Here is an 18,695-nt window from a genome sequence, read left to right as displayed (position 1 = left end):
TCAGGAGTATTCATAATGAGCCGTACTGTCTATGTAAACGGAGACTTTCTACCAGAGGAAGATGCAAAAATATCAATTTTTGATAGAGGATTTGTCTTTGCTGATGGCGTCTATGAAGTCTCTTCTGTTCTTGAGGGTAAACTTGTCGATAATACTGCCCATCTTCTTCGCCTGGAGCGTTCTCTTAACGAACTGAAGATGGAGGCCCCTGCGTCAGGTGCTGAAATTACAGCGATCATGCAAAAATTGATTGCCCTCAACGGATTGCAAGAGGGGCTTGTCTATCTTCAGGTAACCCGCGGAGCCGCTGATAGGGATTTTGGTTTCCCAAAGGATGTAAACCCTTCTCTTGTGATGTTCACACAGGCAAAATCTCTTCTGAACAGTCCTGCTGCCGAAAAGGGCATTAAAGTAATTTTTGTAGATGACATACGGTGGGGGCGGCGTGACATCAAAACCATTCAGCTGTTGGCTCCGGTTCTCGCAAAACAAGCCGCCAGTGAAGCAGAGAAAGACGATGCATGGCTTGTTATGGACGGCCTTGTCACAGAAGGGTCATCGAACAATGCGTATATTGTGAAAGATGATCAGATCATCACCAGAAAACTCTCGAACGATATTCTACACGGCATTACGAGAAAAGCCGTCCTCTCCCTTGCAGAAGAGGTGGGGCTTAAGGTGATTGAACGTAGCTTCACTCCGCAAGAGGCGCAAGAAGCCGATGAAGCCTTTATCACAAGTGCAAGTACATTCGTTTTTCCAGTGGTAGAAATTGAGCACACCTCAATCGGTAAAGGCTCTCCAGGGCCTATCTCAAAAAGATTAAGAGAGATTTATATAAAACAAGCTCTAGAGACTTTAGAGTGACCCTTTAAGGGAATGATCAAAAAAGGAGAGGCATGCCTCTCCTTTTAAACTTTAATCGGCCTTAAGGACTGTTGTAGTAGGATAAGGAATGTTAATTCCTTCTTTATCAAAGGCTTCTTTCACTGCCTTTAACAAATCCCACTGCAACGCCCAAAAATCACCACTTTGACACCAAACTCGCACCATAATATCCACACTGCTGTCTCCAAGGTTCGTTACAGCGACCACTTTGTCAGGATCTTTTAAACTGCGCTCATCTGCACTAACGACCCTCGAAATAATTTCTATGGCTTTATCAATATCATCCCCGTAATCAATACCGTATACAAGTTGAATGCGACGAGTGTTATGATAATTGAAATTCTGAATTGAGCTGCCCCAGACAGAACCATTAGGAATGATGATCCGTACATTATCCCCTGTATCTAGGTCTGTGGTGAAGAGGCTAATCTCCTTAACCACGCCCGTATGGCCTGCAATATCAACAAATTGTCCGACTTTGAATGGGCGGAAAATCAATAACATCACGCCTGCTGCGATATTTGACAGTGTCCCCTGCAATGCGAGGCCAATTGCCAAACCTGCGGCACCCAGTAAGGCAACAAGACTTGTTGTCTGAACACCAAACCTCTCAAGAACCGCGAGCAAAGTCACTGCAATAACGGCATACCGAGCTATGGACGCTAAGAAATTCGCTACTGTCTGGTCAAATTTCTCAGACCTCTTAGGCAGCGCAGCTACAAAATTCTGCACCCGTCTTGCAATCCAAAAACCGATTATTAGTGTCACAATAGCTGCAACAACATCGAGACCGTATGTTGTAACAGTGGTCATGGCCGCATCATACAACTCCTGAGCTTTATCGCCCATTGCTTTAACTTCTTCGTCCATACTCAACTCCTCTTCCTTCCATAAACATTCTTAGTAGATATAAAGTATAAAGGCATTCCCTCAAAATAAAAGCTCTCTGGACTAGAATTTACCCCCAAAGTGCAACAGACGGTGTTTTCATGAGAGACCCATCAAAAGTGAGAGGGGTGTTTCGATCTTCAGAGAGCAAAAGAGGTCCATCAAGGTCAACAAGCTTTGCGTCATGTGCCAGCACCATGGCGGGGGCCATTGCAAGAGAAGAGCCAACCATACACCCTACCATAATGTCCATACCGGCCTCTTCTGCTTTTTGTTTCAACTTCAAAGCTTCCGTTAAGCCCCCTGTCTTATCCAGCTTAATATTAATCATGTCATAAAGACCAATGAGATCTGGTAAGCGATCACTGGTATGGGCACTCTCATCCGCGATTAAGGGGATTGGGTGTGGGAGAGATTTCAACGCCTGATCATGCGAAGCAGGAAGTGGCTGTTCAATTGCAAGGATATTATAGGGTTCAAGCCCTTGCATAATTGAAGCATAATCCTGAGCAGACCATCCTTCATTTGCATCAAGCATAATCTCAGATTGCGGTGCTCCTCTTCGAACTGCAGCGATCCGGGGCACATCATCCGATGAGGCCAATTTGACTTTTAGAAGAGGCCTCGCGGCAGCGTCTCTCGCCTTTTGTTCCATGATAATAGGATCATCATAACTGATCGTATAGGCTGTCACCAAATCGTCAGGTTGAGGCAATCCAAGCAATTCCCACACTCTTGAGCCCTCTCGTTTAGCTTCAAGATCCCACAAAGCACAATCCACTGCATTTCTAGCCGCTCCCGCTGGCATGACAGATTGCAACTTCTCTCTTGTGAGGCCGGCTTCAATTTCTTTTAAAATGGCTTGGATCTGTTCACAAACGGATGTCAAGGACTCGCCGTATCTCGCATAAGGCACACATTCCCCCCTGCCAGAATAAGTCCCATCTGACAACGTTACAGTGACCACTTCGGCTGCGGTTTTGGATCCGCGTGCAATTCGAAAAATCCCGTCAATCTGGAACGAGTCTGCCTGCACTCTGCCTTTGATAATGGTCATGATACCATGTCTACGATTTTAGCCGTGCCTTGAGAATAGGGATCACACGCAGGCAGACCATGCTCGTCTTCAAGCTTTTTTAGATAGCCTTCAATGTCTCGTGCAACCATTTGGCTGGTATTCACACATATTCCAATAAATTTTGCATCATTATTGACAATCTGAGCAAGGGTCGTTGCTAAGCTGAGCACCTCTTTGATTGCTGGTACTTTCTGATGAGGGAGGCCGCGCATATGAGATCGCGTAGGCTCATGGCACAAAACCATCGCGTCAGGTTGCCCACCATGAATTAGGGCCATTGTAACACCACTATAAGAGGGGTGAGCAAGACTGCCCTGTCCTTCGATAATATCCCAGTGGTTTGGATCCTCATTTGCTGGGGCGATGGTTTCGACTGCCCCAGCCATAAAATCTGCTACAACGGCGTCAATGGACGCCCCTGAACCTGAGACTAGAATGCCCGTCTGCCCTGTCGCTCTAAATGTGGCATTCATACCTCGAGAGAGCATCTCTTTCTCGAGTGCAAGAGAGGTGTACATTTTACCACAGGAGCAATCCGTCCCCACAGGCAAGAGGCGTTTACCACTGCGCTTTTCACCTGTTCCGATAGGGAACTGTTCTGTCGGGTGACGCACATCATATATATTCTTATCCAGTTGTGTCGCAAGACCCGCAACGTCAACGATATCATTGACTTTATTATGAAGACCGTTGGCGATATCATATCCAATGTGAAGGGCTTCTTTCAAAACGTCCATCCAAACAGCAGAAATAACCCCGCCGCGATTGGCTGTCCCAAGCACCAATGTACGAGCCCCTTTATCATATGCTTCCTGCAGACCAAGTTCTGGTAGCCCTAGATCTGCCTTACAATTCTCAAGGCTCATCTGGCCCACAACTTTTTCAGGGCGCCAATCGTTAATGCCACGCGCAGTTTTAGCAGCCAATTGATCAGGAGCATCGCCTAAAAACAAGAGGTAGGGAGTTTGAATTTGATACATTGCCTTATCCTTTTATTAAATTTCGCCTCTATAACACTTTATCTTCTGGGTAGAACTATCTACAACATAATATCTTATGATTCAAAAGAGAATAGCCATGCGTTCAACAAAAGCAGTGATCCATCTAGACGCTATGCAGCATAATGCACGATTAGCGAAAGAATCCGCACCAGAGAGTTTACTCATCGGAGTCATCAAAGCCGATGCGTATGGACACGGGGCTGTTCAAGCAGCTCAAGCTTTAAACACCATCTGCGATGCTTTTGCAGTCGCCTTTTTGGATGAGGCCGTGTCCCTGATGGAAAACGGCGTTTTAAAACCCCTTCTTCTCCTTGAGGGATTCACCACGGATGAAGAGCTTGAATGTGTCGGATTAAACGGCTTTTGGACGGTCATTCACCATCCTTATCAAGTGGACATATTAAGGAACTATCAAGGCCCAGAACTTGAACATGTTACGCTTAAAGTTGATACTGGCATGCACCGACTTGGTCTTATGCCCGACGAGGCTGACGCGCTTATCACAGAACTGAAGCAGAATGATCGCATTAAAGAGTTGAGTTTAACCACACATTTTTCTTGCAGTGATGAATTAGACAAGAGCAATACACAAAGTCAAATTAACAAAATTCTGGCCCTTGCTGAACGTCATGATTTGGGCATTGCAATGGCCAATAGTGCTGGAATTCTCGGGTGGCCCCAATCAAGGGCAACGTGGAACAGGGCGGGAATTATGCTCTATGGCGCCACACCTTTTGAGACCTCCCATCCCCTAGGCGATCAGCTCAAGGCTGTCATGAGTTTGGAAGCCCCTGTTATCGCCCTGAGGGAGATCGCTGTTGGTGAATGCGTAGGCTATGGCAGGAACTGGTCAGCACAGCGGCCTTCTCTAATTGCAACACTTGCTATTGGGTACGCCGATGGTTACCCCCGAGCGATCAACGCAGGTACAGAGGTATGGATAAATAACCAACGCGCTCCGATCGTAGGGAATGTTTCGATGGATATGATTACAATTGACGTGACGGATGTACATCATGTTGGCCTTGGGTCAAAAGTAGAACTGTGGGGAAAAAACATCTGTGTTAACGAGATTGCAGCTGCGAATAATACCATTGGCTATGAACTTTTAACGAAAGTTACGGCGCGCGTTCCCCGATCCTATGAAGGTTTGTAGATGGTGATGTCACACACAATTGCGATAATTGGCGCTGGCCCTGCAGGACTTATGGCGGCTGACATTCTCTCTCGTCACTACGGGAATAAAGCCTCAATCACGCTCTATGAAGCCATGCCGACAGCTGGACGTAAATTTCTAATGGCTGGAAAAAGCGGCCTGAATTTAACCCACAGTGAACCTCAAAATTCTTTCCTCGAGAGATATAGAGGCAATCGTCTTCATATGCTGAAAGAAGCGCTGAATGGCTTCCCCAATACCTCAGCCATGGAGTTATTTCATCGCTATGACTTAAAGACATTCACAGGCAGTTCGGGGAGAGTATTTCCTGAAGTTATGAAGACAGCGCCTTTTCTGCGTGCCTGGCTCACAGATTTATCTGAACGAGGCATCACCATAAAAACCCGTCATAAAGTCACAGGCCTCAGCCAAGATAAGACGCTCACAATTCTAGCTCAGGGTAAAGAAAGTACTGTTCAAGCTGATGTTATTTTATTTGCCTGTGGTGGGGGAAGCTGGGCGCGTCTAGGCAGTGATGGCAACTGGTCAACAATATTGGAAAAAAATTCCGTCCCGTGCGACCCATTTCGGCCCTCAAACTGTGGCTTCCAGGTAAACTGGAGCACCTTCATGGTTGACAAATGGGCAGGAATACCTGTCAAAGCATGTCAGCTTGGCTCAGGATCGCAAAGATCCTCAGCTGAATTTGTCATCACCCGATCAGGCATCGAGGGCAGCGCTATCTATAGTCTTTCTAATGCCCTGCTTGAAACAAAAAACCTCCAGATTGATTTATCGCCTCAGCGATCTTATGCCCATCTAGTGGAACAACTCTCAAAGCCCAGAGGGAAAGAGAGCCTGTCCAATTTTTTAAGAAAAAGGGTGAATATCAAAGGTGTTAAGCTGGCCCTTCTGCGTGAGGTTTTAGCCGCCGAAGAAATGAACAATCCAACTGTTCTTGCTCAAACCATAAAGAGCTTATCACTCGATATAATCGGACCCCAACCCCTTGACCAAGCCATCAGTACATCAGGCGGACTGCCTATGGAGGCCCTGAATAAAAACTGGATGATCACATCCTTGGATGGCTGTTTTGCTGCAGGAGAAATGCTTGACTGGGATGCACCTACTGGAGGATATCTTTTAACTGCATGTTGGGCTACGGGTAAAGCTGCTGCAGAAGGCATCATCCACTATCTCAAATGATACAATTCCCGATTAAATCGGGAATTCCAAAGTCACGGTTGTTCCCTCATCCTTGTTTGAATAAACTGTAAAATCAATAGCGAGCAAATCACATAGTTCCACAACGATTGGCAACCCTAATCCCGTGCCCTCTGATCCATCTGAGAGATGACTTTCAATCTGATTGAAAGGTTGTAAGGCATGTTTCACTTCTTCATCATCCATACCCACACCGCTATCCATACATTTAAAGACGAGGCGTTCGCCAAGATGGTCGCACGACAAATAAATGGTTCCTCCATCTGGCGTATATTTTACAGCGTTTGAGACAATATTCAGCAGAATTTGAGACAGCATGAGCTTATCCGTCTGCACAGTAGGTATGGTATCTGATATTCTCACTGCTAAAATTTGTGACTTAGCCGTCGCTTGTATATTCACCACGGACACGCAGTGGTTGATCACCTCAGTCATTTCAACTTTTGAAATCTTGGGATTCAGTTTCCCAGCCTTGTTTTTATTGAGGAGAAGGAGATTATTTATTAAGCTTAAAAGGTGATTACCACTATCATTTATATAGCGTCCGTATTCCTCGATGGTAGCATAGTCCAACTTGTTTACTGTCGTCTCTTTTAAAAACCCAGAAAAACCGAGAATAGCATTCAGAGGCGTTTTAAAATCATGGCTAATTTGAGAGATAAACTTATCTTTCAGCTGCATGGCATCTTCTAGCTGATCATTTTTTTCACGTAATTCTCTGACTTGTTTTCTAATGAGTAGTCGATCTCGAAATTGACGCTGTCTGTTCACTTCCATCACGACAGAAAGTAGAAGAGTTAATCCAATCAGTGCAATATATTCGGCGAAGTAATTGAACGGCCCTTGACTAGAGACAACAAGGTAAAACAAAGCCAAATAAAGCGTATAGAATATGAGCCCCCCGAGAATGCTCATTGAATATACGCTCACAACAAATAAAGCGCCTAAGGCAAAGGCCATTGTGCCTTGATCATTCAAAACATCCATAACACCAAGAATAAAGGTCATTGAGAGTACAGCCAGCATAAGCAGCTGACTCAACGCATGAAGATATCTTCCTCTATAAAACTTGAATAGAAGGCTAAAGCCCAAATAAATGAACAAATAGGTAATGAATATCGTCGCATAACTAAAGGAGGTATACCTATGATACGCCCCATCAATAAAGACAGTGTATAAATGTGGATAGCTTACAACTAGCAGGATTAAAAACAGAGTAATCGATGAGGCAAAGGAGTAACGACTGTTTGCTTTCTTTTGACGTTTTTTATATAGAATTTGATCTTCATCAGATAATATTTTTAACATCTCAATCATAGATACAATCGTCTCTCATGAATTTATGGCCCCATTAAAATCATAGTCTAACCAGATCGATCAAGAGTTCAAGACTTTACTCAGCTGCGGTAACTGTCGCAGACTCTGTTGCTTCTACATAATCTGTTGCGGTCTCAAGTCTTCCGCGTTTGTGAAGCATTTCCCCTTGCTTTTTCTGAGCTAATAACTCTCGAGCCTTGGCATATTCATCAGACTGCCAGAAGACCAAACATCCATTACATCCTTTACCACAGCATCCTTCTTTGCCGAGACGCGGTGTCCTAAAGGACTTGCCTTTGATCGCTTCTTCCATGGTTACGCGGACAATTTCGCGCTTCTTATCATATTTATCACTATTGCCTTTGCCCATTTGAATTTTCTGAGCTTCCAAGTCTAACTTAAGGCGCGCCCACTGTGCTTCAGTGAGGGCTCTTTCTTTTCTCACAATGGTGAAAGGAGGAAAATCTTGTTGAATGCGGTCGCGATCTTCCCGGTCAAAAAGGCTGAACGGAATACGAATTTTCGGTTGAGCGCCAGCATGGACAACGTCTGTTATCTTACCCCTGCCGTCTTTTCCCCTGCGACTAACATCTTCAAATTCATAGATACGGAGAAGAGTAATTTCACGATCGAACGGAGAAACGAATTCAAGCACGTCTCCCGCTTCAAGCTTATTTTTACCATCAAGTATTAAACAATCATCTCTGACTTCACTGACGATACCAGCGATCTCATAGTCAGCCATCGTGCTGGTTTCTTCATAACCATGATCATAATTGGTTAATCGTCCTTCGTGAAAAGCAAGCGTATATCCGCGCGATGGCACAGTATTTAACTCTTTCATATAGGGATCAGCCTTCCAATTGGCTGGATCTGCATACCAATCGTCAACAGCCATACGGTATGCCCGTGCTACCATTGCAACATAGTAAGGGCTTTTTCCTCGTCCTTCGACTTTCAGACTGTCCACACCAATTTTTAGATAATCATCAAGCTTTGGCATAATGCATAAGTCTTTAGAATTAAGAATATATGCGCCTTTATCGCTTTCCTCAATTGGCATGAAATCACCAGGACGATGTTCTTCTTCTAGAAGAAATTCAAAGAGTTCAAGATTCTCTTCTGTAAGCTTCAATTCCTGAACAGTCCCATCCTTAAGGCGCATATGGACTTTGTATTTCCAACGGCAGCTGTTCGCACAAGCACCTTGGTTTGCACCGCGTTCAACCATAAAATTAGAGAGCAAACACCGACCTGAATAGGTCATGCACATAGACCCATGCACAAAGGCTTCGATTTTGATATCAGGACATTTCCCTCTTATTTCGGCGAGCTCTTCATAAGAGACTTCTCTACCAAGGACCACGAGTTTAGCCCCCAGATCCTGCCAAAATTTTACCGACTGGAAAGAACAGACATTCGCTTGAGTTGAGACATGCAGTTCAAGTTCAGGAGCATGTTCGCGCACATACATGAACACGCCTGGGTCAGCCACAATCAATCCATCAGGCTGTACTTTTTTTACAGTCTCAACAAATTCAGGTAATTTATCGATATCCTTATTGTGAGAAAATAAATTCAGTGTGAGGTAAACTTTCTTGCCATACTGATGGGCAAATTCGATCCCTTCTAACACTTCTGTCAGCGTGAAAGCCGACTTTGTTCTGAGACTCATATCTGGTGTACCCAAATAACAAGCGTCAGCACCATACAAGATAGCTGTCTTAAGTTTATCAAGGCTGCCCGCAGGCATGAGGAGTTCCGACCTATCAGACGGATTAATCGTAGCAGTGGCCATTTTAGTTCTCTTTCAGCCCCTGAGTGCAGGTCAGGGTTCCCTAATTGGTCAAAATTAATAAAGTGCGTCCGTTTAGCAGAAAACCTGCAAAAAGAAAAGCTATACTCTATAATAGAGATAGGGTCTGAATATTTGGTAAACAACTTACCTTGACTTTTGACGCATTAAATCACCAATGTAAGCTAAGAAACCCACAGCCCATGTAACACAGTACAGGAACATTTTCTATGACGCGCAGTATGATCCCAGCTATTTTTCTCTTTTCTCTCTCACTCACTATGATCACCTTCCCAGCTTATCAAGTGAATGCTGAGTCTGAAAATCAAATGGGTGGGCCTTCCTTTCCTTTTAAAACGCCAAAAATGGCCCCATGGCCTAAGAAGTCTCAAAACCTTAGCCGGATTGCTTTCGGGTCTTGCAATGATGAAGAATCGCCCATGCCAATCTGGCAGTCAATTTACGAAGCAAAGCCTGACCTTTTTCTTTTCACAGGTGACAATGTCTATGTTGACATAAATAATGATAAGTGGATTACAGACCCAAAACCTTCAGATTTCGATTTTGCTTATGGAAAACTGGCTGAAAATAAACTTTTTTCAAAAGTAGCGGCTCAGGTTCCGATGATGGCAACATTTGATGATCATGATTTTGGCAAAGATGACGCAGGGAGTGAATATCCACTCAAAAAACTTGCTAAAGATAAGATGCTCGACTTTTTCAATGTATCCCAAACACATAAAGTCAGAGAGAGAGAAGGTGTTTATTACTCAAAAACTTTTGGAGAGGACGGCAAAAAGGTTCAGGTCATTATGCTCGATACCCGATATTTCAGAAGCCCCTTAACGCACGCTAAAAATCCTGGCCCTGGCAAAGAACGGTATGTGCCAAGTCAAGATCCTGATCAAACTATGCTAGGCGATCAGCAATGGGCTTGGTTTGAGCGCCAACTTGAAAAGCCTGCAGATGTCAGGATTATCGTCTCAACCATTCAAGTTATCGCAAATTCGCATGGCTGGGAATCATGGCGGACAATGCCTCTTGAGCGAAAAAAACTATATGAAACACTCAATACTATAAAGACTGGCCGAACTTTTCTTATTACCGGCGACCGTCATGTAGCCGGCCTATACCAAAAGACGTCAGGCATGAAAAAACCCTTGATTGAGGTCACAGCCAGTTCCCTGAATAAATCATACAATAGTTTCACCTCTATTCAGGAGGAATGGGACAAAGAGCATCAGATTGGGACTTTATATGGGCCCGTGAACTTTGGTCTCCTGTCCATTGATTGGGACGCCATGACTGTGTCTGTTGATATAAAAGATGTTCAGGGAAAAACAGTGAGAAGTATGACTGTGAATGCCGATTAACAAGAAGAATATAAAAAGGGCGGCAAAAAGCCGCCCTTTCTGAGATTAAACCACGCCTTAGAATTTACGACGATAGGTAATACCAGCTGTTGCAGGCTCGTTGGTGCGGTATCCAAGCCGAGCACGACCACCTCTTTCCCGATCAAAGGAAAGATTAACATTCGTATCAGTTAGGTTTTTCACATACCCCACAAGCTCCCACTCTTCCGTCGCAATTCCAACAGAAACATTGATCGTCGTGTATGATCCAAGCAACAAGTCAAGCGTTGTAGACTCGCTACCATCCATACCAGCAAAAGCTAGACCATGGTTAAAGGTAGCTATACCACCGTTCCGCTGATCCGCAGGCTGTGTATAGACGGACCCACGATGCTGAAGCGTACTTGTCATAAACAGCTCACTGCCCCCAAAATAGTCTACCGGGAAATGAAGATAGAAGGTTGCCCCAAGATTTACTTTCGGGACTGAAGGTAAACGATCTTCATCAGCAATGATCAAACTTCCACCCGCATAGACGTCAGAGCCAAATTTAGCATCCACAATACTTCCGGCAAAAGTTACATCTAAGTTGTCAGACACAACGGCTTTAAACTCTGCTTCGATACCTTTTGTTGTGGCATCTTCAACGTTAAAGACCACGCGTGAGGAACAAGATCCTGCATCCAGTGTGACCTGAAGGTTGTTGATCTTATTATAGTATGCAGCTGCGTTAAATGAGAAAGACCCTTTATTTACTTTCACACCAGCTTCATAGTTCCACATAGTTTCGTCGTCATAGGCTTGGAAATTACCGAAAGTATCCAAATCGCTTGCATCACATAAACCGACATTAAGGGGATCATTAACGCCGCCAAGACGGAATCCTTTAGAGATTTGAGCATTTAACGTTACATCTTCATTCATATCATAACTGGCCATGAAGCGTGTTGTTAATCCATTCGACGTTGTTGGATCTTCTTGATCAACAATGCCACTCCCAAATAATCCAACAATGGTAGCCGTGCGTTCTTCGCTATAATCATAATAACGCGCCCCAGCTGTCAGCTGCAATTTGTCATTCATATCATATGTCAACTCACCAAACCCGGCAAACTGCTCTAAGGAGTATGGAAGTTGTGAGAAATACGGTGAATCTGCGGGGGCTACTCCTGCGCCTGCTCCTGCAGATGTTCCAGCCCCTAAGGTGGCATCGGTCACAGCATCATACCCTGGCGTAGGCAAGTATTGCTCATAAAAGCGATCTGTATTGGCATAATAGCCGCCCACGATCCACTGAAGAGGTCCATCATCGTTCGAAGATAATCTGATCTCTTGAGTAAATTGCTCTAATTCTGTTGTATCCCTTAAATTCGAAGGCAGGCGAACGCCCGCAGCAGGGAAACCAAGGTCGATAGAGACAGACCCCGTTAAACCAGAAGCATCACGGCTTACAAGAATGCTGCGGTCCGTATAGCTAGAGATAGAGGTCAGATCAAAGCCATCGAATTCCGCTTCGACGAGCAAATCCGCAATCAGTGTCTCATCTTCAAATTTTTCTTCCAACTTTCTAAACTGCTCGCGTTCTTTATACTCATAAGCAGGCGTTGTATATTCATTAGCATAGAGATTAAAGACTTCCTGACGGTTAAAGCCATTCATATCTATCTTCTGATAAATAACACGCGGGGTTACAGAAACCGCCTCAGAAGCTTCGAACTTCATTGCCATTCTCAGGCCAGTTCTTGTGCCATCATTCACGTCTTTATTACGCGCCCCTTTTTTATTAAGAATGGCATCGATATAGCCTGCATATTCGGTATGATAAGCCACGAGTCTTACCGCCGCTTTATCTGACAGAGGCAAGTTTGCCATCGCTTTAATATGCCCGCCCGTTTCACCATCCTTCATGTTGTTGATGTCAACTTCCATGCTTCCTTCTGTTGTATTCAATAAAGGCTGATTGGTGATATATCTTAGTGTCCCGCCAATAGATCCTGAGCCAAACAGTGTCCCTTGCGGGCCGCGCAATGTTTCAACTCTGTTGAGATCATAAAAATCAAGATCTGGTGTAAAAAGAGAGAGAGAAATTACGCTTTCATCAAGATAGACACCCACTTGCTCTTTAACGCCTGGTTGGTCGCGCACAACTTGACCCGCAGAAACACCGCGAATAGCCACTTGGCTTTGGCCAGGGCCCAAGTTTTGGATCATCAAGCCCGCAACATTTCGAGAAAGATCTTCGAGAGATTGTGCTCCTGAACGGCGAATGTCATTCGCTGTTTGCGCGTTAATGGAGAATGGAACATCTTTGATCGATGAGGCCCTTTTTGTGGCTGTTACAGTAATTTCTTCAAGAGATTGCTCCTCTTGGGCAGAGACAATCAAAGGTACGCTGTGAGCTAATAAAGCTATCGCTGAAGCTGATTTAAGCATCATTTGCATATTTTTTTTCATTTTTTCTTCCTTAAGTTTTGATTACACACCGTAATCTGGCAAAAGAATGCTCGAAGAAACTAAAAAAATATATTCAATTTATCATGATATCCCTACAAAAAAGGGAAAAGCTTCCTGCTTGTGACAAATAGATCACTATAGCGATATTAATACCCTACTTTAGTGAAATAGTTTCAATTTTGTCGCTATCTTTCGTTTATTGAACACGGGTGTTGTGAGTCAGCAACTCATAGTTCGCACACTCTTCGTCGTCCTGATTTGTTACAGTAACATCCCAGCGCACTTCCCCGAAGTCTTCATTTTCTCGAGCTGTTCTCTGCATACAAACAAGGCGAACATACATTGTGTCGCCAGGGTAAACTGGTTTTGTAAATCTTAGGTTCTCTAGCCCAACATTAGCAAGAACAGGGCCTGGGGCAGGATCTACAAATAATCCAGCCGCAAATGAAAGAAGCAGGTAGCCGTGAGCCACTCGGCCCCCGAAGATTGGATTGGCCGTTGCAGCTTCCTCATCCATATGTGCATAAAAAGTATCGCCTGTGAAATTTGCGAAATGTTCAACATCCTCAAGAGTGACAACTCTCGGTTTGGTGTATAAAGCGTCACCAATTTTTATTTCATCAAATGATTTACGGAAGGGATGCGCATCCATTGTATTTGCCGTACCGCCAGCCCACCTGTTTGTAACTGTTGTCAATACATCGGGAGACCCTTGGATTGCCACGCGTTGAAGGTAGTGTTTTACTGCACGAATTCCCCCTTGTTCTTCGCCGCCGCCAGCGCGCCCAGGACCACCGTGTTTCATATGAGGAAGCGGCGAACCATGTCCGGTACTTTCTCCAGCGGAGGTACGATCAAGCACGACTAAACGCCCATGGTAAGCGCCCACACCCATGGTCACTTTAAAAACAACCTCTGGATCAAAAGTAAAGAGAGAAGCAACAAGAGAACCCTCTCCTTTATTGGCAAGTTCAATTGCCTCGTCCAAACTGTCATAAGGCATTAATGTGGTGACAGGCCCAAAAGCTTCAACCTCATGAATCAATCCTGACTGAAGCGGTTGATCACAACACAAAACTGTAGGCCCTACAAAAGCCCCGCTATCAAAGTGTGCACCAACCACATCAAACGGCTTCGTCCCATCAAGAACAATCTCAGCTTCTTTCGATAGCTCCGCCACTCGTTCAACAACCTCTTGCCGTTGTGCAAGGGAGGCCAAAGGTCCCATACGCACCCCCTCTGCACGGGGGTCACCGACCGTGACTTTCTTCAAGCGATCCACTAACGCCTTCTTTACAGCCTCAACTTGTCCTCTTGGGACAATCGATCGCCTGATTGCAGTACATTTCTGGCCGGCCTTAGTTGTAACTTCTCTCGCCACTTCTTTCACAAATAAATCGAATTCCTCAGAGCCTTCAACAGCATCTGGTCCCAGAATTGAACAATTTAAACTATCGCACTCTGCTACAAAAGGAACAGCATTTTTAATGATAGCAGGGTGATTTTGCAGATAGTGAGCCGTCGCAGCTGATCCTGTGAAGGTCACGATATCTTGACAGGTCAGGTGATCAAACAAATCCCCTGTACGGCCGCTTATAAGCTGCAAAGCGCCCTCAGGTAGAATACCGCTTTCGATCATTCTTTTTACAGCTTGCTCAGTTAGCTGAGCTGTACTTGAAGCCGGCTTCACAATAGCGGGCATCCCTGCCAAAAGTGTTGGTGCAAGCTTTTCCATCATCCCCCAAACAGGGAAATTATATGCGTCAATATGCAAAGCAACGCCGCGACGAGGCACCATGATATGTTGCCCAATAAAGCTACCGTTCCGGGAGAGCTGTTCCACATCGCCGTCAACATACCACGGCTGGTTTGGGAGCTCACGGCGCCCTTTTGAAGAATAAACAAAAAAGGTCTGAATGCCGCCATCCACATCAATCCAAGTATCAGCTTTTGTCGCGCCGGTTTGATAAGAGATATCGTAAAGCTCATCCTTAAATTTTGATAGGTAAAGGGCAAGTTCTTTCAAAAGAAGAGCTCTTTCATGAAAGGTCATCTGTTGCAACGCAGGACCGCCGTGCTCTCGACCAAATTCGAGCATTGCCTTAAAATCAAGTCCATCACTTGAGACAGTTGCAAGAACTTCCCCTGTCGACGCATCTTTAATTGCAGTGCCCTGTGTCTCTGGTGAAATCCATTTTCCGTATGCGAAACTTGACAAATTCATAAAATATCTCCCTTACTACACTCAGAGAATACCCATTAATTGACCGGTCAGTCAATGAATTATATTTTATAGGGTATTCCAAAGGGGATTCTTGAGCGAGTTCCTCCATATCTAGGAAGGGTAAAAGGGATAGAATTATGGCACGACCGCAAGCCGCAAATTACGATGAGAGAAAAGAAAAGATCCTTCGCACGGCTGCAAAGGTTTTTGCAGATGAAGGCTATCATAAAGCTTCTGTGAATACGATCGCAGCACAATGCGACATGTCTAAATCGCTCATCTATCATTATTTTTCTTCGAAGCAGGACATTCTCTATCATAGTATGATTGATCACGTGAAAGAGCTTGATAAACTTGCTCAGGAGGTACTGGCCGATACGCTTCCTGCTGAAAAAAAACTGAAACGCATCATTCGGCGTTATTTAAAGATTTATCAGGATACGGTTGCTGAACATCATCTCCTGATCAATGAACTCTCTAATTTATCTGCAGGGCAAAAAGAAGAAGTTGTTTCCATACAAAATAGTGTTGTTCAAGTGTTTGCCGACTTGGCCCATGACCTCTCTCCGGCCCCCTTAGAAGCCCATAAGGGTAAAACTGTTGTCTCTATGCTGATGCTGGGCATGATGAATTGGACCTATATCTGGTTCAAGCCGGGGGGGCCTATGACGTCTGATGATCTTGCTGATATGATAGCCAATATATTCTTGAATGGCCTCAAGGGGTTAAAATAATACGAGCCTAGAATGCTTTCTTTATAGACGAAAAAGGGCGGCCCAAAAGACCGCCCTTCTTTTATAAGGCTGCTCTTCTTTTTAGAAGGAGTAGCTGATTTCTGCACCATAGCGGCGTCCTTTGCCCATTGGAGCAAAGTATGGGTAATCAAGTCCCAAGGCTGGAATTGCAAATGGTAGCACTGTCATGCCGCCTAAAACAGATTCGTCTGTCAAGTTCTTGGCATAGAGAGACACTTTCCAGTTTGCGTCATTCGGAGCGAAATCAACGCTCGCATTCATCATTGAATATGAATTAAAGAGCCCCGCATTATTGTCTGTATAAGCCGACTTAGAGCGATAGGAATATTCCCCGCGCAAAGTCAAAACACCATAATCTGCAACATTAACGTCATGTGTAATTCCAGCTGTCAGAGTCCATTTTGCAAGACGTGGGATATCAAGATCAAGGTCAGCATCTGTTACAACGCCGTCACCTGTTAGATCATAAATAATATCCGTATACTTCCCGTCTATGTAACCGATACCAAAATTCAGCGCTGTATTCTCACCAACCAAAGCGATGGCATCAAATTCAAGACCAAGGATGCGGGCATCCCCTGTATTCTCGATATCTTGAAGAACACCGCCGTTTGGATCTGGAAGGTTAATTTCCCGCTGCATGTCACTGAGGTAATTAACATAGATTGCGCCGTTCAGGCGAAGCTTACGATCCATTAGGTCAGACTTAAATCCAACCTCAAAATTGTCAACACGCTCATCATCAAAGGCGAGATCCTGCCCTGCTGCGAGTTTAGACTGGACCAGCGAAAGAGGCATCCGGAAATTGAACCCACCCGCTCGGTAGCTCCGAGACCAATGAGTATAGACTTTGGCTGTATCAGACAGGTCATAGTCCAAGCCAATTTTAGGGGAGAAATTGTCTGACTTGAATGTCAAATCAATGTCTACGAAACATGTGTAATCAAAGGTACAGGTCGTCAAAGGATTGAGAACACCTTCTTTTTCATTCCAACTGTAGCGTCCACCGAATTGTAATGTCAGATCTTCGTTCACATCAACATAGTTATTAACAAAGATACCCCAGTTTTTGGCAGACTGAACACCGCCACCGCCGTATTCAACCCGAGGAATAGCGCCAATTCTAGCAAAGAAATTCAGGGAAGCATCCTGGAACAAAGATCGACCTTCATCATAGTCTAAGTCACTTGTTGAGTAGTAGACACCCGCTGTGACTTCCCAGGTATCATTCACCCTTGTGTTATAGCGAAGCTCATTAGAAAGAATATCCGAGTCATTACCTGATGTAGAGTGAAACAGCCACAAGTGAGATCCATCAATGTCACTACGGGAATCTTGATCCACTTCACGGTATGAGAATATGTTTGTCAGTGTCCCTTCGCCGATTGCCATGTTGGCTTCGACTGTCAGTTGATCCCATCTAAGATCAATCTTACCTGCAAAATCCTGGCGTGTCGTAAGCGTATCAAACGGCTCTCGTGTATTGCCGCCCTGAGCGAATTGATCTACTGGGCCGTCGCCTTCTGTTTCACCATGCTCATAGATGACAGTAAGGTCAAAGTCATCACTGGGTTTAAATGTGATTGTTGGACGCATCACCCATGTAAATTCACGGCCTATATCAAAACCTAGAGTATCATTATTAAAATACCCATTATCATCATTCATGTAAAAAGCCATGCGCGCTGACAAGCTATCTGACAAAGCGCCGGACACAGCAAAACGAGTTGTTTTCATCAACCCTGTTTCAAGGCCAAAACTCCCTTTAACAGAGAAATCATCTGTTGGACGCGCTGTTCTAAGGAGTAGCGCCCCACCCGTCACGTTCCGACCGAAAAGAACTCCTTGAGGTCCTTTATGGATTTCAACCGATTCCATATCAACCATGGACAGGATTGCGCCTTGACCTGCACCCACATAAGCGCCGTTCACAAAAAGAGCAACTGAGGGCTCGACTGTGGGGATAGAGCTGTTAACCCCCATGCCACGGATTGAGTAATTCGCAGTCCCTGGAACGGTCCCAATATCATCAAGTGTTACTGAAGGCGTAGACATACTTAAGTCTGTCAGGCGTACCACTTTCATCGCTTCAAGTTTATCAGATCCATATGCTGAGATTTGAGCTGCAACATCTTGCGCTTTCTCTGCAGATGATCTCTTTGTTCCATAAACTTCAATTTCTTCCAGAATGCTGGCTGCAGATCCTTTTTTCTTTTCGTCACTGTCCTGTGCGATTGCACCATGAGCGCCAGTAACAGCCAAAGTTAAAAGCATAGCTGTCGATACAGATGCTTTCGCAATCGTCTCTTTTATCGTATCCCTCATTTTAGCTCCTCCTAAATAGACATAATAGTTCTCACACATCTGTGGTGTAAAAACATGAGTGTATATACTATGTTGGGCCTCTCCCCCTCGTGAGTGGCTTCATCAAAAAACTTAATGCAACATCTTAAAAAAACAAGGAAAATTAGAGATTTGCTCTCGTAGAAAGGCAAAAGAACCTACAAGGGTTACACAAAAGCCACAGGTAGATTAGTTAGTCATAGAACTTCTGGCATAAAAA

The 18,695-nt window shown here is 44.6% G+C and carries 13 protein-coding genes; 5 read left to right on the top strand and 8 right to left on the bottom strand.

Annotated elements, in window-relative coordinates; all coding sequences use genetic code 11:
• Positions 1 to 15 precede the first annotated feature (15 nt).
• Complete coding sequence (locus QGN29_RS07955; protein WP_310797320.1) at positions 16 to 867, top strand: D-amino-acid transaminase; 852 nt, start codon at positions 16 to 18, stop codon at positions 865 to 867.
• Positions 868 to 918: 51 nt separating this feature from the next.
• Here QGN29_RS07955 and QGN29_RS07950 read toward each other — a convergent pair whose 3' ends face one another.
• The 3 genes from QGN29_RS07950 to dgcN all read right to left on the bottom strand — a co-directional run bounded on the left by QGN29_RS07950 (position 919) and on the right by dgcN (position 3,834).
• Entirely contained in the window at positions 919 to 1,758 is an 840-nt protein-coding gene (locus tag QGN29_RS07950; protein WP_310797319.1) for a mechanosensitive ion channel family protein, read from the bottom strand.
• An 88-nt stretch (positions 1,759 to 1,846) separates the two neighbouring features.
• Positions 1,847 to 2,833, bottom strand: a complete 987-nt coding sequence (dgcA, locus tag QGN29_RS07945; RefSeq protein ID WP_310797318.1) for an N-acetyl-D-Glu racemase DgcA — start codon at positions 2,831 to 2,833, stop codon at positions 1,847 to 1,849.
• On the bottom strand, positions 2,830 to 3,834 hold the full coding sequence (gene dgcN, locus QGN29_RS07940) for an N-acetyltransferase DgcN (protein WP_310797317.1): 1,005 nt from the start codon (positions 3,832 to 3,834) through the stop codon (positions 2,830 to 2,832). The genes dgcA and dgcN overlap by 4 nt, the downstream gene beginning before the upstream one ends.
• Positions 3,835 to 3,931: 97 nt before the next feature.
• On the opposite strand from dgcN, the gene alr reads away from it, so the two are divergent.
• Both alr and QGN29_RS07930 read left to right on the top strand, forming a co-directional pair.
• A complete protein-coding gene (alr, locus tag QGN29_RS07935; RefSeq protein ID WP_310797316.1) occupies positions 3,932 to 5,011 on the top strand; it encodes an alanine racemase in 1,080 nt (359 codons plus the stop codon).
• Positions 5,012 to 6,217: a TIGR03862 family flavoprotein gene (locus QGN29_RS07930; RefSeq protein WP_310797315.1), complete on the top strand. Its 1,206-nt coding sequence runs from the start codon at positions 5,012 to 5,014 to the stop codon at positions 6,215 to 6,217. It abuts the gene before it with no gap.
• 12 nt (positions 6,218 to 6,229) lie between these two features.
• On the opposite strand, the gene QGN29_RS07925 is transcribed toward QGN29_RS07930, so the two are convergent.
• Together QGN29_RS07925 and QGN29_RS07920 are read right to left on the bottom strand one after the other, a co-directional pair.
• Positions 6,230 to 7,552, bottom strand: a complete 1,323-nt coding sequence (locus QGN29_RS07925) for a sensor histidine kinase (protein WP_310797314.1) — start codon at positions 7,550 to 7,552, stop codon at positions 6,230 to 6,232.
• Between the two features lie 76 nt (positions 7,553 to 7,628).
• Positions 7,629 to 9,350, bottom strand: a complete 1,722-nt coding sequence (locus tag QGN29_RS07920) for a U32 family peptidase (RefSeq protein WP_310797313.1) — start codon at positions 9,348 to 9,350, stop codon at positions 7,629 to 7,631.
• Positions 9,351 to 9,577: 227 nt separating this feature from the next.
• Here QGN29_RS07920 and QGN29_RS07915 point away from each other — a divergent pair, with 227 nt between their 5' ends.
• Positions 9,578 to 10,720, top strand: coding sequence for an alkaline phosphatase D family protein (locus QGN29_RS07915; RefSeq protein WP_310797312.1), 1,143 nt, complete (start codon positions 9,578 to 9,580; stop codon positions 10,718 to 10,720).
• Positions 10,721 to 10,777: 57 nt separating this feature from the next.
• Here QGN29_RS07915 and QGN29_RS07910 read toward each other — a convergent pair whose 3' ends face one another.
• The gene (locus tag QGN29_RS07910) at positions 10,778 to 13,153 is read right to left on the bottom strand and encodes a TonB-dependent receptor (RefSeq protein ID WP_310797311.1); all 2,376 of its coding nucleotides are present in this window, start codon (positions 13,151 to 13,153) and stop codon (positions 10,778 to 10,780) included.
• 196 nt (positions 13,154 to 13,349) lie between these two features.
• Positions 13,350 to 15,377: a phenylacetic acid degradation bifunctional protein PaaZ gene (paaZ, locus tag QGN29_RS07905; RefSeq protein ID WP_310797310.1), complete on the bottom strand. Its 2,028-nt coding sequence runs from the start codon at positions 15,375 to 15,377 to the stop codon at positions 13,350 to 13,352.
• Between the two features lie 137 nt (positions 15,378 to 15,514).
• Here paaZ and QGN29_RS07900 point away from each other — a divergent pair, with 137 nt between their 5' ends.
• The gene (locus QGN29_RS07900; RefSeq protein WP_310797309.1) at positions 15,515 to 16,111 is read left to right on the top strand and encodes a TetR/AcrR family transcriptional regulator; all 597 of its coding nucleotides are present in this window, start codon (positions 15,515 to 15,517) and stop codon (positions 16,109 to 16,111) included.
• Positions 16,112 to 16,192: 81 nt separating this feature from the next.
• On the opposite strand, the gene QGN29_RS07895 is transcribed toward QGN29_RS07900, so the two are convergent.
• Complete coding sequence (locus tag QGN29_RS07895) at positions 16,193 to 18,457, bottom strand: TonB-dependent receptor (RefSeq protein WP_310797308.1); 2,265 nt, start codon at positions 18,455 to 18,457, stop codon at positions 16,193 to 16,195.
• Between the last annotated feature and the right edge of the window lie 238 nt (positions 18,458 to 18,695).

Origin of the sequence: Temperatibacter marinus (assembly GCF_031598375.1) — a bacterium.
Lineage (GTDB): Bacteria > Pseudomonadota > Alphaproteobacteria > Sphingomonadales > Kordiimonadaceae > Temperatibacter > Temperatibacter marinus.
Note: the sequence above shows the minus strand (reverse complement) of the source record. Positions and strands in the feature narration are given on the sequence as shown.

What these genes read in the sequence shown, in the direction of transcription:
- QGN29_RS07955 (WP_310797320.1), top strand. Translation starts at nt 16, where the DNA reads ATGAGCCGTACTGTCTATGTAAACGGAGACTTTCTACCAGAGGAAGAT.
- QGN29_RS07950 (WP_310797319.1), bottom strand. Translation starts at nt 1,758, where the DNA reads ATGGACGAAGAAGTTAAAGCAATGGGCGATAAAGCTCAGGAGTTGTAT.
- dgcA (WP_310797318.1), bottom strand. Translation starts at nt 2,833, where the DNA reads ATGACCATTATCAAAGGCAGAGTGCAGGCAGACTCGTTCCAGATTGAC.
- dgcN (WP_310797317.1), bottom strand. Translation starts at nt 3,834, where the DNA reads ATGTATCAAATTCAAACTCCCTACCTCTTGTTTTTAGGCGATGCTCCT.
- alr (WP_310797316.1), top strand. Translation starts at nt 3,932, where the DNA reads ATGCGTTCAACAAAAGCAGTGATCCATCTAGACGCTATGCAGCATAAT.
- QGN29_RS07930 (WP_310797315.1), top strand. Translation starts at nt 5,012, where the DNA reads ATGGTGATGTCACACACAATTGCGATAATTGGCGCTGGCCCTGCAGGA.
- QGN29_RS07925 (WP_310797314.1), bottom strand. Translation starts at nt 7,552, where the DNA reads ATGATTGAGATGTTAAAAATATTATCTGATGAAGATCAAATTCTATAT.
- QGN29_RS07920 (WP_310797313.1), bottom strand. Translation starts at nt 9,350, where the DNA reads ATGGCCACTGCTACGATTAATCCGTCTGATAGGTCGGAACTCCTCATG.
- QGN29_RS07915 (WP_310797312.1), top strand. Translation starts at nt 9,578, where the DNA reads ATGACGCGCAGTATGATCCCAGCTATTTTTCTCTTTTCTCTCTCACTC.
- QGN29_RS07910 (WP_310797311.1), bottom strand. Translation starts at nt 13,153, where the DNA reads ATGAAAAAAAATATGCAAATGATGCTTAAATCAGCTTCAGCGATAGCT.
- paaZ (WP_310797310.1), bottom strand. Translation starts at nt 15,377, where the DNA reads ATGAATTTGTCAAGTTTCGCATACGGAAAATGGATTTCACCAGAGACA.
- QGN29_RS07900 (WP_310797309.1), top strand. Translation starts at nt 15,515, where the DNA reads ATGGCACGACCGCAAGCCGCAAATTACGATGAGAGAAAAGAAAAGATC.
- QGN29_RS07895 (WP_310797308.1), bottom strand. Translation starts at nt 18,457, where the DNA reads ATGAGGGATACGATAAAAGAGACGATTGCGAAAGCATCTGTATCGACA.